Annotated in this window: 21 protein-coding genes; 7 read left to right on the forward strand and 14 right to left on the reverse strand. The window is 39.5% G+C overall.

All coding sequences use genetic code 11. From position 1 onward, the window contains the following. Window positions 1-62: 62 nt before the first annotated feature. Window positions 63-2,345, reverse strand: coding sequence for a helicase C-terminal domain-containing protein (locus H0185_RS15220; protein ID WP_221874364.1), 2,283 nt, complete (start codon window positions 2,343-2,345; stop codon window positions 63-65). Window positions 2,346-2,600: 255 nt separating this feature from the next. On the opposite strand from H0185_RS15220, the gene H0185_RS15225 reads away from it, so the two are divergent. The 4 genes from H0185_RS15225 (at window position 2,601) to H0185_RS15240 (ending at window position 6,386) form a co-directional block, all read left to right on the forward strand. After that, complete coding sequence (locus tag H0185_RS15225) at window positions 2,601-3,773, forward strand: hypothetical protein (RefSeq protein ID WP_221874365.1); 1,173 nt, start codon at window positions 2,601-2,603, stop codon at window positions 3,771-3,773. Window positions 3,774-4,195: 422 nt separating this feature from the next. After that, window positions 4,196-5,566 (forward strand): MFS transporter, encoded by a 1,371-nt coding sequence (locus tag H0185_RS15230; RefSeq protein WP_221874366.1) that lies wholly within the window; start codon window positions 4,196-4,198, stop codon window positions 5,564-5,566. A 229-nt stretch (window positions 5,567-5,795) separates the two neighbouring features. Further along, the gene (locus H0185_RS15235; protein ID WP_221874367.1) at window positions 5,796-6,011 is read left to right on the forward strand and encodes a PspA/IM30 family protein; all 216 of its coding nucleotides are present in this window, start codon (window positions 5,796-5,798) and stop codon (window positions 6,009-6,011) included. A gap of 3 nt (window positions 6,012-6,014) precedes the next feature. Continuing rightward, window positions 6,015-6,386 (forward strand): type II toxin-antitoxin system PemK/MazF family toxin, encoded by a 372-nt coding sequence (locus H0185_RS15240; RefSeq protein ID WP_221874368.1) that lies wholly within the window; start codon window positions 6,015-6,017, stop codon window positions 6,384-6,386. A gap of 240 nt (window positions 6,387-6,626) precedes the next feature. Here the strand turns inward: H0185_RS15240 and H0185_RS15245 are convergent, their stop codons facing one another. The 6 genes from H0185_RS15245 to hmpA form a co-directional block, all read right to left on the reverse strand. Next, window positions 6,627-7,856: a Bcr/CflA family efflux MFS transporter gene (locus H0185_RS15245; protein ID WP_221874369.1), complete on the reverse strand. Its 1,230-nt coding sequence runs from the start codon at window positions 7,854-7,856 to the stop codon at window positions 6,627-6,629. Between the two features lie 144 nt (window positions 7,857-8,000). Then, window positions 8,001-8,720, reverse strand: coding sequence for a 7-carboxy-7-deazaguanine synthase QueE (gene queE, locus H0185_RS15250; RefSeq protein ID WP_221874370.1), 720 nt, complete (start codon window positions 8,718-8,720; stop codon window positions 8,001-8,003). After that, window positions 8,713-9,195: a 6-carboxytetrahydropterin synthase QueD gene (gene queD / locus H0185_RS15255; RefSeq protein WP_221874371.1), complete on the reverse strand. Its 483-nt coding sequence runs from the start codon at window positions 9,193-9,195 to the stop codon at window positions 8,713-8,715. The genes queE and queD overlap by 8 nt, the downstream gene beginning before the upstream one ends. Then, entirely contained in the window at window positions 9,195-9,851 is a 657-nt protein-coding gene (queC, locus tag H0185_RS15260; RefSeq protein WP_221874372.1) for a 7-cyano-7-deazaguanine synthase QueC, read from the reverse strand. The genes queD and queC overlap by 1 nt, the downstream gene beginning before the upstream one ends. A gap of 282 nt (window positions 9,852-10,133) precedes the next feature. Continuing rightward, window positions 10,134-10,679 carry a D-lyxose/D-mannose family sugar isomerase gene (locus tag H0185_RS15265; RefSeq protein ID WP_221874373.1) on the reverse strand — a complete coding sequence of 182 codons (546 nt, stop codon included), beginning with the start codon at window positions 10,677-10,679 and terminating at the stop codon, window positions 10,134-10,136. Between the two features lie 227 nt (window positions 10,680-10,906). Continuing rightward, window positions 10,907-12,133, reverse strand: a complete 1,227-nt coding sequence (hmpA, locus tag H0185_RS15270) for an NO-inducible flavohemoprotein (protein WP_221874374.1) — start codon at window positions 12,131-12,133, stop codon at window positions 10,907-10,909. A gap of 231 nt (window positions 12,134-12,364) precedes the next feature. Here hmpA and H0185_RS15275 point away from each other — a divergent pair, with 231 nt between their 5' ends. Further along, window positions 12,365-12,808 (forward strand): Rrf2 family transcriptional regulator, encoded by a 444-nt coding sequence (locus H0185_RS15275; RefSeq protein WP_221874375.1) that lies wholly within the window; start codon window positions 12,365-12,367, stop codon window positions 12,806-12,808. Window positions 12,809-13,053: 245 nt separating this feature from the next. Here H0185_RS15275 and H0185_RS15280 read toward each other — a convergent pair whose 3' ends face one another. From H0185_RS15280 to H0185_RS15290, 3 genes are all read right to left on the reverse strand, one after another. Next, complete coding sequence (locus tag H0185_RS15280) at window positions 13,054-13,422, reverse strand: VOC family protein (protein WP_221874376.1); 369 nt, start codon at window positions 13,420-13,422, stop codon at window positions 13,054-13,056. A gap of 264 nt (window positions 13,423-13,686) precedes the next feature. Next, on the reverse strand, window positions 13,687-14,097 hold the full coding sequence (locus H0185_RS15285) for a DoxX family protein (RefSeq protein WP_221874377.1): 411 nt from the start codon (window positions 14,095-14,097) through the stop codon (window positions 13,687-13,689). A 38-nt stretch (window positions 14,098-14,135) separates the two neighbouring features. Then, complete coding sequence (locus H0185_RS15290) at window positions 14,136-14,915, reverse strand: DODA-type extradiol aromatic ring-opening family dioxygenase (RefSeq protein WP_221874378.1); 780 nt, start codon at window positions 14,913-14,915, stop codon at window positions 14,136-14,138. Between the two features lie 276 nt (window positions 14,916-15,191). Between H0185_RS15290 and H0185_RS15295 the strand changes: the two genes are divergently transcribed. Next, window positions 15,192-15,734, forward strand: a complete 543-nt coding sequence (locus tag H0185_RS15295) for a helix-turn-helix domain-containing protein (protein ID WP_221874379.1) — start codon at window positions 15,192-15,194, stop codon at window positions 15,732-15,734. 230 nt (window positions 15,735-15,964) lie between these two features. On the opposite strand, the gene H0185_RS15300 is transcribed toward H0185_RS15295, so the two are convergent. The 4 genes from H0185_RS15300 to H0185_RS15315 form a co-directional block, all read right to left on the reverse strand. Further along, window positions 15,965-16,147 carry a Fur-regulated basic protein FbpA gene (locus H0185_RS15300; protein WP_221874380.1) on the reverse strand — a complete coding sequence of 61 codons (183 nt, stop codon included), beginning with the start codon at window positions 16,145-16,147 and terminating at the stop codon, window positions 15,965-15,967. Window positions 16,148-16,389: 242 nt separating this feature from the next. Continuing rightward, on the reverse strand, window positions 16,390-17,598 hold the full coding sequence (locus H0185_RS15305) for an MFS transporter (RefSeq protein WP_221874381.1): 1,209 nt from the start codon (window positions 17,596-17,598) through the stop codon (window positions 16,390-16,392). A gap of 606 nt (window positions 17,599-18,204) precedes the next feature. Next, complete coding sequence (locus H0185_RS15310) at window positions 18,205-19,296, reverse strand: MBL fold metallo-hydrolase (RefSeq protein ID WP_221874382.1); 1,092 nt, start codon at window positions 19,294-19,296, stop codon at window positions 18,205-18,207. A gap of 257 nt (window positions 19,297-19,553) precedes the next feature. Next, on the reverse strand, window positions 19,554-19,754 hold the full coding sequence (locus tag H0185_RS15315) for a hypothetical protein (RefSeq protein ID WP_221874383.1): 201 nt from the start codon (window positions 19,752-19,754) through the stop codon (window positions 19,554-19,556). 187 nt (window positions 19,755-19,941) lie between these two features. Between H0185_RS15315 and H0185_RS15320 the strand changes: the two genes are divergently transcribed. Further along, on the forward strand, window positions 19,942-20,253 hold the full coding sequence (locus H0185_RS15320) for a hypothetical protein (RefSeq protein ID WP_221874384.1): 312 nt from the start codon (window positions 19,942-19,944) through the stop codon (window positions 20,251-20,253). The last annotated feature ends 100 nt before the right edge of the window (window positions 20,254-20,353 follow it).

Here is a 20,353-nt window from a genome sequence, read left to right on the forward strand (position 1 = left end):
TCCTAATTGGAAGCGTGGGGGCGTGCCTTTTTGCTTAAAGATGACTTCGCCTCCACTTCCCTTCATATCGTCTTAAAATCTTCCCATTCTACTGGTAAAAGTTGTTTGTAATTTGGGGTAAGAAACCGGTCATCGACTAGGACAATCGTGCCTGAATCGGTCTCAGACCGAATTAATCTTCCTCCAGCTTGAATCACCTTATTGATTCCTGGGTAGGTATAGGCGTAATCATATCCATTCTTTCCAGTTGATTGAAAATAATCCTTCATAATGTTCCGTTCTAGACAAACTTGTGGAAGTCCAACCCCTACTACAACCACGCCGTTTAGCCTGTCTCCTTTTAAGTCAATCCCTTCAGAGAATATTCCACCTAAAACAGCAAAACCGAGGAGAGTTTGGTTCTTTCCTTCTTTAAAATTCTCCAAGAATTGCTCCCTTTCCTCCTCATCCATTTTTTTATTTTGGATGATGGTAGGAAGATCTGGGTAGTGTGTTGAAAGTTCTTCATAGACAGTTTTCATATAATGGTAGGAAGGAAAGAAAATGAGGTAATTTCCGCTTCGCTCCTGAACGAGCTTTGAAAGCATCTCAACCAATGGTTTTTTCGTATGATCTCGGTCATGATAACGCGTAGATAATGGTTGAATGAATACGTCTGCTTGTTCTTTTGAAAATAACGAAGGAATTTTTATCGAATAATCCTCCCCTGTGCCGCCAAGCATATCCGCAAAATACGGAAGAGGCAACAGAGTGGCCGAAAAATAGACAGTGCTGCGAAACTTTTTCCGAACCTGCTGCAGCAAGTAAGACGGATCTAAACAAAACATTTTTAGAGAAACCTCATTTTTCGCTGCTTCCACATAGGTCACATACCGTTCATCATAGAGTTTAGAGATTCGAACAAAACCTGTTGCGGCATAATACGTATCTACTAGCTCTTGCTGATGGTCGGACTGCGTTTGTTGTAATAATTGAATCTCGGCATGACGAATAAACTCCTCAAGCATCTCTACCAGATCCACTTGTAATTCCCTTCGCACAAGTTGCCCTTTTTCCGAACACTTTTTCTTTAGTTCAATAAAATATTTATTCAGTTTCGTTACAGAGTCGTAGATGGGAGACCCTTTAAATTCCCGTTTCAGGATAAGAAAGTTTGACTTAGACAAATCTGCTGAAAACATCTCTCGAGCTCGATCAACTAGGTTATGCGCTTCGTCGATTAATATAACCGATTGTTTTTTATGCTCATCGAAAAACCGTTTCAACGATACCTTTGGGTCAAAAATATAGTTATAATCGCAAATAATCGCATCGGCGATAAACGCTAAATCCAATGAAAACTCAAATGGACAAAGTGTATGCTTTCTTGCGTATTCTTCAATCGTACTTCGATTAATAAACGTTTCATGAGAGAAAATATCCAAAACTGCATCATTGATGCGGTCATAATAGCCATTGGCAAACTCACAATATTCTTTCTGGCAAATGGTTTCTTCCTTGAAACAAGCTTTTTCCTTCGCCGTTATCGTGACTGCGCTCATACATAAGCCTTTCTTTTTCATATGAGAGAAAGCATCTTCTGCGCTTTGTCTTGTAATCGTCTTAGCTGTTAAATAAAACAAGCGTTCAAGCTTTCCTTCCCCCATCGCCTTTATCGTTGGAAAGATGGTGGAAATGGTTTTTCCAATTCCTGTCGGTGCATTGGCAAAGATATTCTTTTCATCATTAATCGTTTTGTATATAGCACCCGCAAGCTTGCGTTGCCCTTCTCGATAGCTCTCAAAAGGAAACGCTAATTCTTGAATACTTTGATCTCTACGCAACCGATGCCTCGTTAACAACGATGCATATGGCGAATACTTCCCTACCAACTCATTCACAAATTGTTCTAGTTCCTGAAAAGTAAATTCTTTTTTAAATTTCTTTTGCTCATCGGTCACAACCTGCACGTACGTTACTAGCACACTCATGTTTTGCTGGTCATGATCTTTTGCATAAATATAGGCATACACCTTCGCCTGAGCCCAGTGCACAGGATAACTGTCCTCTTGAATCATATCCAAGTTTCTCGAAGTCGACTTAATTTCATCAATTAGAATTTCATCACCATGAAAAATCAACCCGTCACAGCGTCCCTCAATGACGAAATTCATTGAATCAAACTCAATCTCTGTTTTAAGGAAAACTTCCTTCTGATCGGTTTCGGCATATGTGTTTTGAATCGCCTTATGCACTTTCGTTCCCTCGGTCATCGTGGTCGCCGTTCGAAATTTATTATCAATACTTCCACTTTTGAACACATATTCAACTAATGAGCGTACAGAGAGCTTTATTTCAGGTAGCATCTTATCTCCTTTTACATTTCATCTAGTCTGCAAGAATAAATTCGGCTTTTTTTCTAACATTACATCCATCACTATTTTAACATTTTTGGAGATAGGAAGTGGGTACTTTACGTGAAAGAAAGGTGTGTACAGCCTAGTAAGACTTTAAGTGATTAAAAGAAAACTAGTAAAAATGAAAACTTTTATACGATTTTTCAATCCTCTACTGCTATAATAATCACAGATCCTTGTTTATTTTGGAGGTTTATTCACAACGTGGAAACATACGCAATTCTTACTTTAGGTAATCAACTCAACCTATTTGACGACTTATATCATATCGCTCAAGAGTTAAAATACAAAGCTCCGCAAATAAATTGGATTGTTGGGGAAGAGAAGATTCTACAATCTGACAATAAATACGTAGCTCAGTTATGTATAAAAGTTCCGATAGCACAGCTCGAAGCCGCAAAGTACCTTTATTCTTTGATCATTGATTCGAAAGAAAACGAGTTTTTACATAATCAAGTTATTCGCGTTTTAGAAGAGAACTTGGCTTACCTAGCCCGTTTTTGTTCAATCCCTGTTGAGTATCAAGACGTGGAAGAATGCTTATCCAAACTATCAACCATTCTTTCTGAACTCTATACAATCGCAACACAGTTGCCTAAAGGGATCAATCTTCATCTAAATAGGACAGAAGACGAAGCATACGAACCATTTCCAAGGACATGGTTCGTAAATATGCCGCACTACGAGAAAAAAGTCCAACAAATCCAGGAGAATATCTGCTTTATTTTTAATAAAAATGCTAAATTTAACCTTATTTCTGAGGAAGAAAATTCTCTGTTCACAGCTGGTATGGTGTTTCAAACCTATCAATCTTTTCACGATCAGGAAGGGTGGGGAATTCGTTTAGTAGAAACGTTAAAGCTAATCCACCACCTTAAGCATTTGTTGGAAAAAAAGGATGAGCCCGCTGAGCACAGCACAAAGGAGCGAGCCACTCTCTGGATAAAAGAGTTAATCGCAAATGCCGATTTACTGGAAAAGCATAAGGTCATCGATTACGAGCAACTCACTCTCTTTGAATTTGATGATCAAAACTTATTTTCTTTTCCTTTAATGGGTTTTGCGGATGAACCATCCATTTATGTACAACCGACTATGGATGGTATTCAGTTCGGCTATCATAGCATCTATTGGGAAGGACATGAGCCTATCCCTACTTTAATGAAGAAACAGCTTCTATCCTGGGAATCTCTTGCCTCTTTACCACATGAACAGCAAGAAGAACAAGTAGTGGAGGTATTGTTAAAAACAATTACTTCCCGAAAAAGACAATACCAAACGTGTCAGTTTTGCGGGGAAAAGGTTTCTCCTGAGCATCTTTTTAATAAAAAAACATGCCATGGGTGTGCGACTGAACACTTTGGTGTAGTCTATTAACTAGTTTGATTTATGTGTTCTGCATTTTATAAAAATACTTCCAAGGCACAGTAACGATACTGTGTCTTTTCGTTGTGTAACGAGCACACTTCCATGAACGCGTAAAGGAAGCCAAGGGTGCATCCCTTTGATTAAAGGAAACACCCCCTCTCGCTTTATTATTCAGAATATTCTTTAACATTTGTTCTAATAATGGTAAGATTTTTAAAAGGGTTATCCGATAAACTTGATTTAGTTAGAGTAACTCAATTTATTTATTGGGGAATCGGAGATAGATTATGAGAGGCCACTTAGCGATTTTAGTTTAGTTTTTTTATAGGGGGCTGCGGGAAGAAATAGTCTTTTATGGTTTTCCATACAATTAAAATACCTGAATAGTAAAATTGCGATTCTATTAATAATTTAAAGGAAGGTGGGATGAAATGCCTTCGATCCTAACGGCGCATTCTAAGCCGGAAAGTACTGTGCCCTTTCAAGAGAATAAACTCATCTTAGTTTGGAGTATCACCACGTTGCTGGTGGTCATGAATACAACCATGTTTAATGTTGCTTTGCCGTTTATCATTGAAGACCTTAGCTTAAACTCATCTATGGCTTCTTGGCTGGTTTCTGGTTATTCGATTATCTTTGCGATTTCATCGTTAACTTTTGGGCGATTATCCGATTTTGTTCCCCTCTCCAGACTGATACTTTATGGACTGATCTTATTTGGACTATCATCAGCAATCGGGTTCTTTTCAACACACTTTATTGTTCTTTTAGGAGCTCGAATCCTTCAAGCAGCTGGTGCAGGAGCGGTTATGGGCTTAAGCATGATCATGGCCGGACGGTATATCCCTCTATCAAGGCGTGGGAAAGCGATGGCTGTGATTGCGTCGGCTGCCTCATTGGCTTTTGGATTAGGGCCTGTATTAGGCGGAGTGATTACTCAATACTTAGGCTGGAATTATCTTTTCGTTGTCACAATCATTCCTGTCTTATCTATTCCTTTTTTCCAAAAGCTATTGCCTCCTGAAGAAATCAAAAAAGGGAAATTCGATTTATCAGGTGCAATCCTTACAGGACTTAGTGTCACAGGATTGTTACTGTATTTAACGACCTTTTCGTATTGGATGTTCCTTGCTACAGTGGTTCTTTTTACGATTTGGTGGAAATATCTAAGTAGAACCAAAGAACCGTTTATTCCACCCATCCTCCTCAAGAATTCACAATTCACCAAGCTTCTTTTTATTGGGTGTATCGCCTTTTTCATGAACTTTTCAAACCTGTTTTTATTGCCAATCATTCTCACAACCGTTTTCGGAAAAGAACCGATAGAGGTCGGGATGATGATCTTTCCTGGAGCGATTATCGCCGTGGTGGCGGGTCAATTTATTGGGCGACTGATTGATCGCTTTGGGAATGCACCTTTAATTCTATTTGGACAGTTTTTCTTTTTATGTGCCACCCTGCTGTTTGCATGGTTTTCTACGGTAAGTCCGTATTTCATCCTTTTCATCTATATGTTTGCAAGCGTTGGCTTCACAGCACTTTCATCGAGTGTTTCAAACGAGATTACAAGAATCCTGCCACTGAGTCAAATTGGATCAGGAATAGGAGTGCTGCAATTAATGCAATTTTTCGGAGCTGGACTCGGAGTAACCATTTCAGCTTTACTTCTAACCATCAATGAAGCTCTACCTTTCGAAATGCTTTATCGAAGTATTTACCTCTGCTTTTCCTTTGTGATTATTTTGGCTGGTATCGTATTCAGTTTTTATAGAAAGAGAGTTAGAGTAAGTGAGACGAATTAGATGGAAGCGGGAGCGTGGGGACGACCCTATGCTCCGTTTTTTATCCAAAACAAAAAAGCAAAGGGGAAGTCCCCTTTGCTACGCTGATGAGGTAAGTAATCCATATTGACTGGGTTCTCTTTATTTGGGTATTATGATTATATATGGAACCTTCATTTGCATATACTAGCATCAACTCAAATAAATAAAACGGGATGGTGAGCAAATGAATAGAAAAAGGAGATGTAAAATGCCAACTAAAAGCAAAAGAATGGTATTATCGTCTGGTCGCGGAAATCGGGGAAGAATAACAAGAAAAAACACTTCAAACATTAACCAGATTCTGTCAAAGCAAGTAGACCCTCAAAAAATTCTAGATCAATATCCAGTCATAAAAGTTAAAGATGGAGTGGCCATCGACTTAGATTATAACAATCCTCAACACTTAAAATGGTTGGAGGATTAACATATGATAAAGGCAGGACAAATTTACGACATATGGTTTCCTTTTAAGCCGCCGATATTGCCTGGACAACAACCTGGTAAATATCGCCCGGCTCTTATTTTGTCAGTATCTGAAGATGGAACTGCCACTGCAGTGGCTATTAAAATCACCAGCTCGGGACCAAGCAAAATTTTCCCTTTAAGAATTCCTATTTGGGAATGGGCTAAAGCGGGTCTTGATAATGAATCTTTTGTAGAAATTGATTCAGAAATCCCGATTCGTTTTACTGGAGATGTAACTCCTAGAGGAAAATTAGAAGACTTCGATTTTAACAGAGTACTAGTAGAATATACAAAATATCAGAGAAGAATTCGTCGGGGTGGAACGACTACATAATTAATCCAATTTCCCACCTATATTCCCTCACCTTAAATTCGCCTCACAGTTACCATTAAATCAATTCACTTACTAATTTCTTTATTCTCTATCATTTTGAATATAAAAAAACAAACACATTATATAACTATCCAAAGGAGTAATAAGAAAACCGAAAACCACTTTGCTCAATACATACAAAACTCCTTATTGAATGAAAAACAAAGAAGAAGCAAAGGGTACACATCCCCTTTGCTTGCATCAGTTCTCCATCTTTAATTTTAGGATAGATTTTACCTTCTCCGGTTTTGTTAATGTGAAAAAGGAGATTGCCCCGATACATGAGGTGATAAACATCGTTGCCCCCATCGGTACGGCGGTGGTTTCGTTGATTCCAACGAGTGGTGAGACAAATGAACCGATTAACAGAGGCAGCAAACCTAATAAGGCGCTCGCACTTCCTGCTCGGTGACCTTGTTTCTCCATGGCCAGTGTAAAGGAACTTGTAAGGATCATTCCCATGGTGGTCATGTAGATAAAAATAGGGATGACAAGCGACGCAAGTGGTCCTTTAATCATCGTCATAATTAGGAGTACAGAAGTTGCACTTACGGCTACAATAACCGCAATTCTTAGCAAGCTTCTTTCATGGACGAACGCACTAAAGCGTCCAATCATAAAACTCCCTGTGATAATCGCTAGACCATTTATTCCAAATAAAATACTAAACATCTGTGGAGAAACTTCATAAATCCCCTGATACACAAACGGGGTACCCGCTACATACGCAAAGCTTCCGCCATGAATGAATCCAACGGTCAACGCATACCCGATAAACGAGCGATCCTTGATCAAACTTCCCATTGTGCGAACTGAATGCGAAACCGAGCTCGGTGTCCGCTTTTCAGGTGGCAAGGTTTCTTTTAACTTCAAGGCAGTCGTCAAAACGATTAGTACTCCGATTAACGTTAAAAAGTAAAAAATCGTATTCCATTTTGCAAATGGCAGAAGCAAGATGGCTCCTCCAGCCATGGGTGCGATTAACGGCGCAGTTGCATTGATGACCATTAAGAGCGCAAAGAATTTCGTTAATTCTCGGCCACTAAAAACATCACGGACTACCGCACGTGAAAGCACGATCCCCGCTGAAGCCGTAAACCCTTGTAAAAACCTTGCGACAACCAAGGTCGCGATATTCGGTGCAAGCGCACAAAATAGTGAAGATACAGCAAACAAAGAAATACAAACCAATAATGGTTGCCTTCTCCCCCTGGCATCACTAATTGGTCCAACGACAATCTGACCTACCGCAAGGCCAATCAAACAAGTCGTTAAACTTAGTTGCACAAGCGAAGCACGAACTCCTAGATCATCGGCAATCTCAGGGAAACTCGGCAAATACATATCAATATTAAGAGGCCCTAGAATTCCCAGCATGCTGAGAAGAAACGCCAACCCCAAACGTTCCTTACCTGTCGGGTTATGTATCAAATATCCCCAGCTCCTCTCCCTTAAATCTCATCCTTACACATTTTAGCATAAAGACAAGCATGAGGACGTGCCTAAATGCTTCCATTAAAAATTACTTATAAAAAGAAGAAGCAAAGGGTACCTCCCTTCGCTCCCGCGTCCTACCTAGACTCCTCTTTTGTTCCCCCATACATATGTATGGAGTTGAGGAAGGACCTTCACATCATTCAGCTCTGAATCTTCGACCACCAGATTGATGAGCCATTCATATTGCTGAATCAGGTCTTGAACTAATGTATCTTGATCAACTGTCGTGCTATCAGGATTGCCTACCTGTAAAAAGAAAGGCACATTAGGATATCTTTTATGCATCTCTTTTGCATAATCAAAATCCTTATCATTAAAAACAACAATTTTTAAGCTGAAGTTCTTGAAGGATTCTAACCTCTGAGTAATGGTGTCCAGCATCTCAAAATTCGTGACCATGCCTGAACTAGGAGGTTTGGGTGACAAGGTTAGTTCATCAATGTGATAAAACCAGTCTTGCCACTTGCTTCCCTGTGTTTCCAAGCCAATCTTGATTCCTTTTTCACTCAACAACGAGATCAATGAGTCTAGATTTTTTAATAAGGCTGGATTTCCTCCTGAAATGGTGACAAAGGAAAACCGGTCTCCACCTAGCGTTGTTAGCTCTTTCCATATCTCTTCCGCATCCATTTGTTTGATTAAATGTTTACCAGAGCCATCCCACGTGAACGCTGAGTCACACCATGAACAAGAATAATCACATCCTGCTGTTCGCACAAACATGGTTTTTTGGCCAATGACCATTCCTTCCCCTTGAATCGTTGGGCCGAAAATCTCCATTACCGGGATTTTAGTCAAGGATCATCCACTCCCGTCTTGCTTCAGCATAGCTTGTTGGAGTTTCGTAGAGTCGAACAAATTCAACTCTTGCTCCTTTATATTTTTTCAGATTCTCTTCTGTAGTAAGAGCTGCTACCATTTTCTCATAAATCCAAACCACCATATTTTCAGCTGTTGTATTCATAGGTGGGAGCGTTTCATTTAAATATCGATGATCCAAATAGATTTCAATATCCGATTTCCAGATCTCTTTGATATCCCCGAAGTCAATCATTAATCCACGGTCATCGACATAGCCGCTAATTCCAAAAATCACTCGGTACGTATGGCCGTGAAGATTTTTACATTTGCCTTCATAATTGTGAAGATGATGGGAGGCGTCAAAGGTGAACTCCTTGCTGACAAGCACACGTTTTGAATGATATTTTAATTGATTGCGATCAATATCAACATCGATTTTTTGAAGTTTATCTACAATGCGAAACTCAGTCATTAGATTCTCTCCTTCATGTAGTCGTCGAGACCATTTTGTCTAAGTTTACAAGCAGGACATTCACCACACCCATCGGAAATCACACCGTTATAACAGGTAAGGGTCTTTTCCCGAACAAAGTCAAAGGCATCTAATTCATCCGCTAATTTCCATGTTTCTGCCTTGTTTAACCACATAAGAGGAGTATGGATGACAAAGTTATAATCCATCGATAGATTTAAGGTAACATTTAAGGATTTTATAAAAACATCGCGGCAGTCAGGATAGCCGCTAAAGTCGGTTTCACATACACCGGTCACTAAATGTTTCGCTCCTACCTGGTTTGCCAGTACCCCGGCAAAGGTAAGAAATAACAGATTTCGACCCGGAACAAATGTGGACGGAAGCTCTCCTTCCCCCCCATCTGTCACTTCAATATCTGAACGCGTTAAAGCGTTAGGCGCTAGTTGGTTTAATAACGACATGTCTAAAATGTGGTGCTTCACCCCAAGTTCGTTTGCGATATTTTTCGCGCACTCAATCTCTAGACTATGCCTCTGGTTATAGTCAAATGTCACAGCTTCAACTTCTTTAAACTGTTTCAACGCCCAAAGTAAACACGTTGTACTATCTTGACCACCACTAAACACCACAATCGCTTTTTCATCTTTTAACATTTGTAAAAAAATCTCCCTTCAAATCGAAAAAGCGGTACCCCCAGATGGAAGTACCGCTTCATCTAGTTTTTTTCAAGAGGGGTGCTAGAACCTCCACCGTGGGACAAGGGGACAGGTCCATTGTCCCACGGATATTTACAAACAGATATATAGTTTTATAGAACAAAAAGATGATAGCACGGAACAGAAAGGAATTCAAGAAATATTAAAAGATTTAGAACTTCCTTCCCATCTCGCTACCCACAAGACAGGAGCTGAAGCTGTTTTTTTAAATTCCCCTCTTCATTCTTCTATTTCCGAAATTCTATTAATATTTGGATCTGTAAAAATGTCATATTCATCGCTACTGGTTGTTGAAAATTCAGATACGATGGCCCCTTCTTCACCTGCCTGAAACCAATGAAGGGTGTTAGGAGGGATGGTGTATTGGTCACCTGGATTCAATTCAATTTCGTGGAAAACGGTATAATACTCTTTGCTTGACTCAGGAATGGTCGCGCTGATTTTTTCTGTCGCGCTCCCTTCTACATATAAAAACACTTTGCCAAGACGGCAGCGAAAGGTTTCTGTTTTTCCATCAAACTGATTAATGGGTGGGTGCTTATGCTCTGGACAAGTTTGATGAGGAAACAAAACTAATTCCTTCGCACAATAATGGTCATTGTTGATATATGTGATTAATTGTAAGCCTTGAATTTCTACTTGTTTTAACCCAAAATCAGCTACCTCAATTGCGTCCTTTTCGGCATTGGTTAAAGCGATACCGGCAATATTTAATAGCTCGAGAGTACGATTTTTTGCATCTAAATAAACAGATTTAGTCAACATAAAAATCCTCCTTTACAAACCATGAAAGTATGAAAATATTTCCTTCACTTCCATTTCCTATAAAACCATCATACTTCATGAACGAAATCATAGCAAAAGAGAAAACAAGATTACTGAACAACTCCCAATAAAAAAATGAATAACGCTGCCTAGTATTCCAAACAGGTACCGCACAAGAGTAAGACTAAAAAAAGCCCGCCATAAGGCGAGCTAGAGATAAGGCGATCTTATTTAGCAGATGATGCAGAAACAGGTTCTGCTTCTAATTGACTTGCAGGGCCAAAGAATTCGAAATGAATGTTTTCTGCTGGTACCCCCCATTCATTAAGCGCACGGTAAACGACTTGCATAAATGGCAGTGGTCCGCAGAAATAGAAGTCTGCTTGATTGCTAGGAACAATGGATTTTAACCACTCTAAATCAATGAATCCTTCTTTATCGAAATTCTTCGCAGCACGGTCTTCTGCCGTTGGTTCAGAATACGCGACAAAGCTGGTGACATTTTTATTTTCAGACGCTACTTGCGCGATTTCTTCTTTTAGTGCATGCACATTGCTGTTTAATGCACCGTGAATGAACGTTACTTCACGCTCTGGCTGCTGTTCAACGATCGTTTTCGCCATGCTAACCATCGGCGTTAATCCAACTCCACCACTGATTAAAACAGCTGGAGCTTCTTTTGTTTCAAGAACAAAATCACCAGCAGGCGCACTCGCCAGAATTTTATCGCCTTCTTGAAGAGATTGATGTAGGTAGTTTGAAACAACGCCCTTGTCTTCGCGTTTGACACTGATGCGATAAAACTCTTTTCCTGGCGCATCTGATAAGCTGTAGTGGCGAATATGTGTATAATTTTCTCCTTCTGGCTGAACTTTTACAGTGAGATATTGTCCTGGTTGATAAGAAGCAATCACTTTTCCATCTTCAGGTTTTAAGTAGAAAGAAGTGATAACATCGCTTTCTTCAATCTTTTTATCTACCACAAAGGTTCTAAATCCTTCCCAACCACCTTTTTGCTCTTTCGCTTCTTTATACATCTCCGCTTCAACGCCAATGAATGCATCTGCGATTACCCCGTATGCTTCTGCCCAAGCATCGATAATCTCATCTGTCGCTGCATCCCCTAATACTTCCTTGATGGCACCTAAAAGATTCTCGCCAACGATTGGATAATGCTCTGGTAGAATTCCTAATGCACGGTGTTTCTGACCAATTTGTTTCACAACCGGAATGATGGCTCCTAAATTGTCAATATTCGCTGCAGCTGCATAAACAGCGTTCGCCAATGCCGTTTGCTGACGTCCTTGTCTTTGATTCGCATGGTTAAAAATATTCAGAAGTTCCGAGTGATTACTGAACATCCGCTGATAGAAATGGCTTGTGATGTCTTTTCCGTGTTTTTCTAAAACTGGCACTGTACTCTTAATAATTGCAATCGTTTTCTCATTTAGCATGATTATGTCCCCTTTTTTCAAAGAATCGTTTATTGGTTAAAAGATATATTTCATTTACATGTTTATAATATAATAACAGTGCCAACAAAAGATACATTTCAAATACATCTTTCATAAAATTGTCACAAATAGAGCAGAATCAGAGATTTCAATCACTATCACCACATTTTTTTAAAAGTGATATAATAGAACCAACTAGACATTTCAAGGTCAATTAAGGGGATATTTAGCATGAGGCTAACGAACTATACCGATTATTCCTTACGGGTATTAATCTTCTTAGCATTAAAAAAGGAAGAAGAATTAAGTACGATAAAAGAGATTTCGGAAGCTTACAATATATCGAAAAACCACCTAATGAAGATTATTCACCAGCTCGGCCAACTAGGTTATATTGAGACGATTCGCGGTCGGAACGGCGGCATCAAGCTCGCCAAGAAGCCAAAGGAGATCAATATTGGAGAGGTTGTTTCTAAAACCGAAGAAGATTTCCATATTGTTGATTGTTTTCAGGAAGGCGGCTATTGTGCCATTTCTCCGGCTTGCAAACTAAAGCACGCACTCTATGAAGCCTTTCTCGCATTTTTAAACGTCCTCAATGGATATACATTAGAAGACATGATTTATAACAAAGATGATTTAAATCAGTTATTTCGGTCGGCGGTAGATCATTAGATAGAAAAAGGCAGCGGATTTTACCGCTACCTTTTTCTATCTAATTACCCTCAACCCTTGTCTCCGTCATTATTTTTAGTATACGTAGAAATCGACTGGATATATGCTTTTTGATGAACGATCTTGTTGTAATAAAAAAGATTTTCACAAGCAAAGGCTTCTCAACTACAAAAAGACGTTGGCTCCAACGTCTTTTCCTGTAGTGATGAAGTTGTTTGTGTTCAAATGTAGACCGCTTGGACCCCTTATCTTTCCACCAATTCTAGCTTCTCCCCATTCGGACCTTGGAAGAATGCAATTTTAACGGTACCGTTTAAAATGGTTCGAGGTTCTTCGTCTACTAACTTGACACCTGCTTCCTTCAATCGCAATAGTTCACTTTCGATGTTTTCAACCCTAAAGGCCAGGTGATTCACAATTCCTTCGTTTTCAACTGGACCGCCGTATACCAATTCCACCTCGGCACTTGGCTGCTCTGGGAAGAATAGGAAGGCCAGCTCAACTTTATCGTTTAACCACTCTCGATCCCTTAATTCTAACCCGAGAATATTCTGATAGAACGCCAAAGACTCGTCCATGTTTTTGACCATAATCCCCACATGTTCCATTTTCATCCTGTATTCCTCCTAATGGAAAATTGTATGTATAATACTCTACTATTATAGTCTGCATTGGGCTGGAGCAATAGTGATACATTCAAATAATCGGAAGTTACTTGTTTTGTAACGAATTAACTTAAGACTTCCAATTGGTAGGAAACAGGGAAAGGGTACATCATCCCATGCTTAAATTGAACTAGGACAATAGACCTGTCCCCTTGTCCCATTTTTTATTTTACAACATAAAAAAGCACCCAAATTTTGGATGCTTTCTCTATATTACGCTGCTTGTGAATGGTTTTGTTCTTTTTTGCCTTTTATCACAGAATCGATTGCTAACATTTGACTTCCGTTAACGGCGATAAATACAGCCATTGCCAATAATGCGATATCAAACTCATAGCCATTTAAGAAGCCCATGGACAATTTAGCGGTAAAGATTGCACCAAGCATGATCACTGCTAAAAGTGCCGATACAATTTTTGAACCTAAACCAACGACTACTAATAATCCACCAACTAACTCAATCACGGCCACTGCGTACGCTAAGCTTCCTGGGAGTCCAATGCTTTCAAACCACCTTACTGTGTTTCCGATACCTGCAGAAAATTTATCTAACCCGTGTAGGAAAAAGGTAATCCCTAGTACCACTCGTAAAATCAATGTGCTCCATGCTAATTTGTTTTTCATTCTTCATTACCTCCAACTATTTTTTCATCATTTTTTTATCAACCAAATTGCCAAATGCTATGACTTAAACTTCCATATCGATAACTGCGGTGCAGCAAAGTGGCTGTCTGCTCATCATCCGCTGCCCCCATTGCATAAAAAATCGGGATAAAATGCTCACTTCCATATGGTGGAACTGCCAACTGTGCAGAAGGAGCAAGCTTTTCATATTGGAATAAAGAGTCTGTATCCCAAGTTTTTAAGTGGGTTTCCAGCCACTCATCAAATTGCAGCGCCCATGGTGTGACTTCCCTGTTGTCACGCCAATCCAATGCCCGGAGGTTATGAACGCTTCCCCCACTGGCAATGATCATGACATCTTTTTTCCGAAGCTCGGACAGCGACTTCCCGATTTTATACTGCTCTTCAGGGGCTAACCCTGGGTTCACAGACATGGAAATCACCGGAATATCGGCATTGTGATAAAGCATTCTGAGGACAACCCAAGCTCCATGATCCAAGCCACGACTGGTTTCCGTTTGATAAGAAATTCCTTCAGCTATGAACAAAGCTTTAATTTCCTCACTTACATTCTGATTTCCTCTGGCTGGGTATTCAATTTGGTACAAACGATCTGGAAACCCACCAAAGTCATAAATCGTCGAATATTCATCAACCTCACTCACCTGTTGAAGTGGTGAAACCCAGTGAGCAGAAAACAGCACAATCGCTCTTGGTTTAGAAGCTTGTTGACCTAGCTGCATTAAGAATTTAGTATAGTTATTTTCCTCAATCGCCAGAAGCGGTGAACCATGTGCAATAAAATAGGATGGAATCATCTGTAATACGACCTCCCTTTCACGATGGATTGTATCTTTAGGCTAGGTTCCCTTACTCCAGCAGGGGGTATCTTAAACGAGTACGGAATCTCCATAAGAATAAAAGATTCATATAAGAAAACACCAAAACAAAAATAAAACCCTCTCTCAAGGTTGTTTGTTTTCAAATATGAACATTTGTTATCTATAAGGTAACAAGATGTGTCTGGATTGTCAATCATTTTTTTGCTAATATAGATATATGTTTTTTATTTGAAAACATTTGAGGTGACTAATATGGAAATTGGATCCAAGATCCGCGACATCCGTAATCGAAAAAAAATAACCATTGCCCAAATGTGTGAGGCAACCGGGCTTTCAAAAGGATTCATCAGTAATGTCGAGAACAATAACACTTCCCCATCCATTAGTACGTTACAAACAATCGCAACTTTTTTAAAAGTTCCATTGCCTTACTTATTATTAGAAAAAGACCAGCAAATGCAAGTCGTAAAAAAAGAGTCCAGAACCACAACCAGCTTTAACGGTTTAAAGGTGGAGCATTTAGCTTCAAAAGAGGGGTTGCATTTGCGAATGGTCGAATTTCCCCCAGGTGCCTCATTGGGAGAACCCCACGCCCATCAAGGGGTTGAAACGCACCTCGTTCTTGAAGGGAAACTACTCGCAGAGCAGGGAGAAGATCAGTCCATTGTCGAAGCGGGAGATTCTTTTAGTTGGAATGCCTGTGTCCCCCATTATGTAAAAAACATTGGGGACGGAAAAGCTGTAGTTTTAATTGCCGCTTATTCAGACACGGAATTAAAGGATATTTTTGGGTAAAAAAGTCCTCCAGGAGAAAAAACCACGTCAATGGATCATTCATTGACGTGGTTTTTTTAGTATTTCTGCCCCGCTTGACTGGTGGAAACCGTCCTAAAAAAAAGCTACTTGGCTCGCCTGTTTTGTAGTTTTTATCTTTCCTTAGGAAAAAAATTGCATCCCAGCTAGTGACAACAAAAAAGACCATAGGTTCATAAACCTACAGTCTCTTAGTCATCAATGAATCTCTTTTATACCCATTGAATCGAACCAAACTCCCCATGGGGATGGTTTTGTAATTTGTATCTGCTATATTCGTATTCCAACCTGGCGAGTGTCATCTCATACAGCTGTTTATCATCTTTTTTATATACATTAAATAGGACTAGTAAATTGATTAGTTTTTGGCGTCTTTTTTCTTTATTGTTTTTCATCAGGACCACTCCCTCTGTTTTTTCAGGAACACTCATTTTTAAAGTGAAAACGTATTAATACGTCTGTTGCATTTGCTTTATTTTATTATCTTCATTATAAACCTATAATTCCGACCTGTAAAGTATGAATTTAAAACAAAAAAAGAGCACTCTCATGATGACAGTGCACTGAAAAGCTATATGCTATAGGCGTGAAACATTCTGTAGACTCAGAAAACCTATAATTCAAAACACTAGCACTCTTAAATCGATGCCGTGGCCTGAGGTTTCTCCTGTAGAGAATGATCTTTCTTCCCATGCAGGAAGTAATAAGGAATAGCGGTTAAAAGGATGAAAAACCCGAGCAGGCTGTAAAGGGTACTGTAGCCGATGAACGGAATGATAAAGCCGATTAAAAATGGGCCAACCCCTAGACCTCCATCGAGTGCGTTAAAGTAAGTGGAAGTCGCGAAACCCATTCGATGCGGAGCTGTCAACTTTACCGCAATCGCCTGAGCGCAAGATTGGATATTGCCAAAGCCCAATCCGATTAGCATGGCGGCAAGTAAAAAGCTGAGGCTCGTGGTGGCCGTGCTCAAAACCATCATTCCAGCAGCAAAAAGAAAGAATGCGGGATACATCACATAGTTTGCTCCCTTCGCATCCATCAACCGACCGGTAAATGGCCGAGACAGTAAAATGACAATGGAATAGACGATGAAGTAAAGACTTGCTGCCTCAACAAGATCTCGTTCAACCGCGTAAAAATTAATATACGAGAGTACACTTGAGTAGCAAAAGGCAACCAGTAAGGTAATCAGGGCAATTGGCAAGGCTTTAGGTTCAAGAAAGTTTGCAAGTTGGAAGCCTCTTATTTCGTTCCCTTCTGGTTGTTTTTCCACATCAGGGATAACTAGAAAAAATGCAGTCACTAGACTAATAAGTCCTAAAACAAGGCAAAACGTAAAGATAACTTGGTAGGAGACGTATTGGCTTAAGTAAAGTCCAATAAAAGGTCCGAACGCGGCAGCCAAGGCAATACTCATGCTAAAGTACCCAATTCCTTCTCCTTTTCGGGTCCTAGGAATCATTTGGGCCACAACTGTCCCTGTCGCCGTACCCGCGAAGCCAATTGCAACACCATGGATAAATCGTGTGATGATCAAAACAAAAATCCCTAAATTGAAAAAATAAAGCGGTGTGATAAAGGTGAGTAAAACTAATCCAATCATCAATACTTTTTTCCGACCAATCGTATCAATTTTCATCCCAATAAAAAACCTTGAGATAATCTCCCCAATGATAAAGATTCCTGCGACTAATCCAGCCACACTGGTCGAAGCATCAAACTCTTGTACGGCATAAACAGCCATTGTCACCATCAAAAGATAAAAAATAAATGTTAAGAAAAAATTGATGGCAAACAAAAGGATAAAATCCTTTGTCCACAGTCTTTCTCGCGTATCAACCAATTTTATATCCCCTTCATTTTTACAATATGTAATCAGACTACTTAGAGTATATCACGGCAGACTTTTGAATGTTTAAAATAATCAAAATATCATAAGGTGCCTGACACAGACGGTTGATTCCCAATCAAATTTAAGTGCCGTGAATATTCATGTGAAGTCTAGGTATCATAGGCGTTGTTCCCATTTGTCGGTTTGTAAATGGAACTAAAGGATAGAACCACTTAATGAATTAGGACGAGTTCTTTAACAATTTTTAAAGAAATGATATGGGACGAGGGCCAATGTTTTCTCGCTTTGAATTTAGCACATAGTGAAAGTAGTGAATTTCTTTACCAAGTGCTTGATTTCCTTGATAAGCCTTATTAAAAAGACTGCCTTTTTTCATAAAAAAGACGTTGGCTTCTTTATCTGGCCAGCGTCCTTTTCTTTGTAGGTGGTAAAATTTACCATAATAATTTTGAGAGGAAAATATGGGACGAGCGCCGACAATTTTCCGTTTTGAATTTAGCACATAGTGAAATTAGATGGTTTTTATTTACCGAGTTGTTCTTTAATAAGAAGATAAAACGAAAGTTGAGATAGTAGAATACGGGACCATCCCTATTTTTACAGATTCCACCATGACGTAGGAGGACTAGCAGGCGATTCTGTTAAAAGAATGGTTTCACCAATTTTAGGAGCAATCAGATGAACATTTTTTGACTCTGCCTCTTTTAATGCCCGCTCGATTGGATCGGTCCAACTATGTCTCGCAAGGGTAAAAGCTCCCCAATGAATTAGCATCATGGTCTTCCCCTTCACATCTACATTCGCTTGTACCGATTGTTCAGGAAACATATGAGCCCAATACCAGCGGCGGTCATACTGGCCACCTTCGATTAATGCGATATCAAAAGGTCCATATTTCTCGCCAATTTCTTTAAAGTGCCCATCATAGCCGCCATCTCCGCTGGTAAAAAATCTGGTTTGTTTTCCGAGAATGACCCAACCGCCCCAAAGAGTAGAATTCCGGTTAAAAATCCCCCTTCCGGAAAAATGTTTAGATGGAGTTAACGCAAGAGTTAAGCCTTGAAATTGGATTTCCTCCCACCAATTAAGCTCGGTGATGGTGTCTTGTGCCACTCCCCAGCGAATTAAATGTGCCCCTACGCCCAACGGAACAAAGAAATGGCCTGCCTTGTTTTTTAGTTTTTGAATCGAGGGATAATCTAAATGGTCGTAATGATCATGCGTGATTAAGACAGCATCAATCGGTGGCATTTCTTCTATCAGATCCAGTATTTTCTCGCTATAACGCTTAGGTCCGACAAAGGAAACAGGAGATGCGATCGGACCTAACATCGGGTCAACGAAAAGCTTTTTCTGATCAATGCTAAGCAGAAAAGCCGAATGCCCAAACCAAGTTAGACTGTCTTTACTACTTTTCACTTTGTCCCAATCTATCGTGGATACAGGGACTTGTCCCTTAGGAGACCGGTCAGCCTGAGCCGAAACAGAATGCTCTGGTTTTACCGTGCTATGTAATGCACCACTATCCCCTTTTCTGGGAAAAACAAATTTCCCCTTAACGTAATGGTCAAATGCATGATACGCCTCTGTTTCCTTCCTGCTTGGCCTTCCACCGAAAACAGGATTTATATATATAAACAATGAAAGAGCAGCCACAAAGAGTAGTGCAAAGATGAGTAGATACATCATATTTTTCAAAATTCCTTTCAAACAAAATCTTTGGTGACAGGCACCATCCAAATTCTAGGAGGTTTCTGTTACACATTATCTACCATTTATAATAGAAAAAATCCGGGGAGAGCACCAATTTTCATTTTGAATTTAGCACATTGTGAGATTAGAAAGAAACGTTCCCCAGTGTCTATTCTAACTAAAAAACTACTCAAAAGTAGTAAAAGCATGTCCATTCTCAGCTCATACACGATTTCTGTTCAGCAAAATAATGATCAACTCCCATCTTTCCGGGTAATCCACTCTTCTCTCAATTGCAATCCCTCAATGGTTTTTCCCTTACGATTCTCCGTTTGTTTTTTTACCGTATGCAATAATTTTATATACTTCTCTTCACTTGATTTGCTAATCAATAGATTATAGATCCTTCCTCTTAGTTTTAATTGCTTATCAATCATTTTATTAGTGACCTTCATGGATTTATCATCCTCTCTACTGAAGTGCCTGTGTAAGGCACATTATATCTAAAAATGAATCCCTTGGTGTTACGATTAAGGCCACTGTTATTACCTTTTGAAAGCAATTTTACAAGAGATGGTGAAAATTCAGAAAAATGAAACTTTACAAGGTATAAAACGTAAAAATGATAAGGGGGGAGCATAAATGAAAAAGGTTATAGTCAGAACAATTTTATCAGCAATCATAATCAGTATCATTGTATGGGGTGCCAGTTACATCTTTTCATTCTCATACAGTGAGTGGAGTTTTTTCATAGGACTGGGGTTATCCGTTGGCATTTTCTTTTTTAATAGTAGTGGCGGGACGTTATCAAAAGTTACAACCCATCATGCAAGTCAATCCGTTTGGAAAATCCAAAAAGATAATGAATTAACAGCAACTGTAGGAGCAGTTTTATATGGTTCTGTTCTTTTTACCATTATTAGTTTACTTGCTATGATCATCATCTATTTTTGATTCATAGAAAAGTGCCTTGAAAAAGTGCCAGGCACCATCCATAAAATTGGAAGGTGCCTGGGTATGTATCACTAGCCTTGCATGGGTTTAAAAATTTCCC

This window comes from Mesobacillus maritimus, assembly GCF_019749255.1.
In the GTDB taxonomy this organism is placed as follows: Bacteria; Bacillota; Bacilli; order Bacillales; family Cytobacillaceae; genus Mesobacillus_B; species Mesobacillus_B maritimus_A.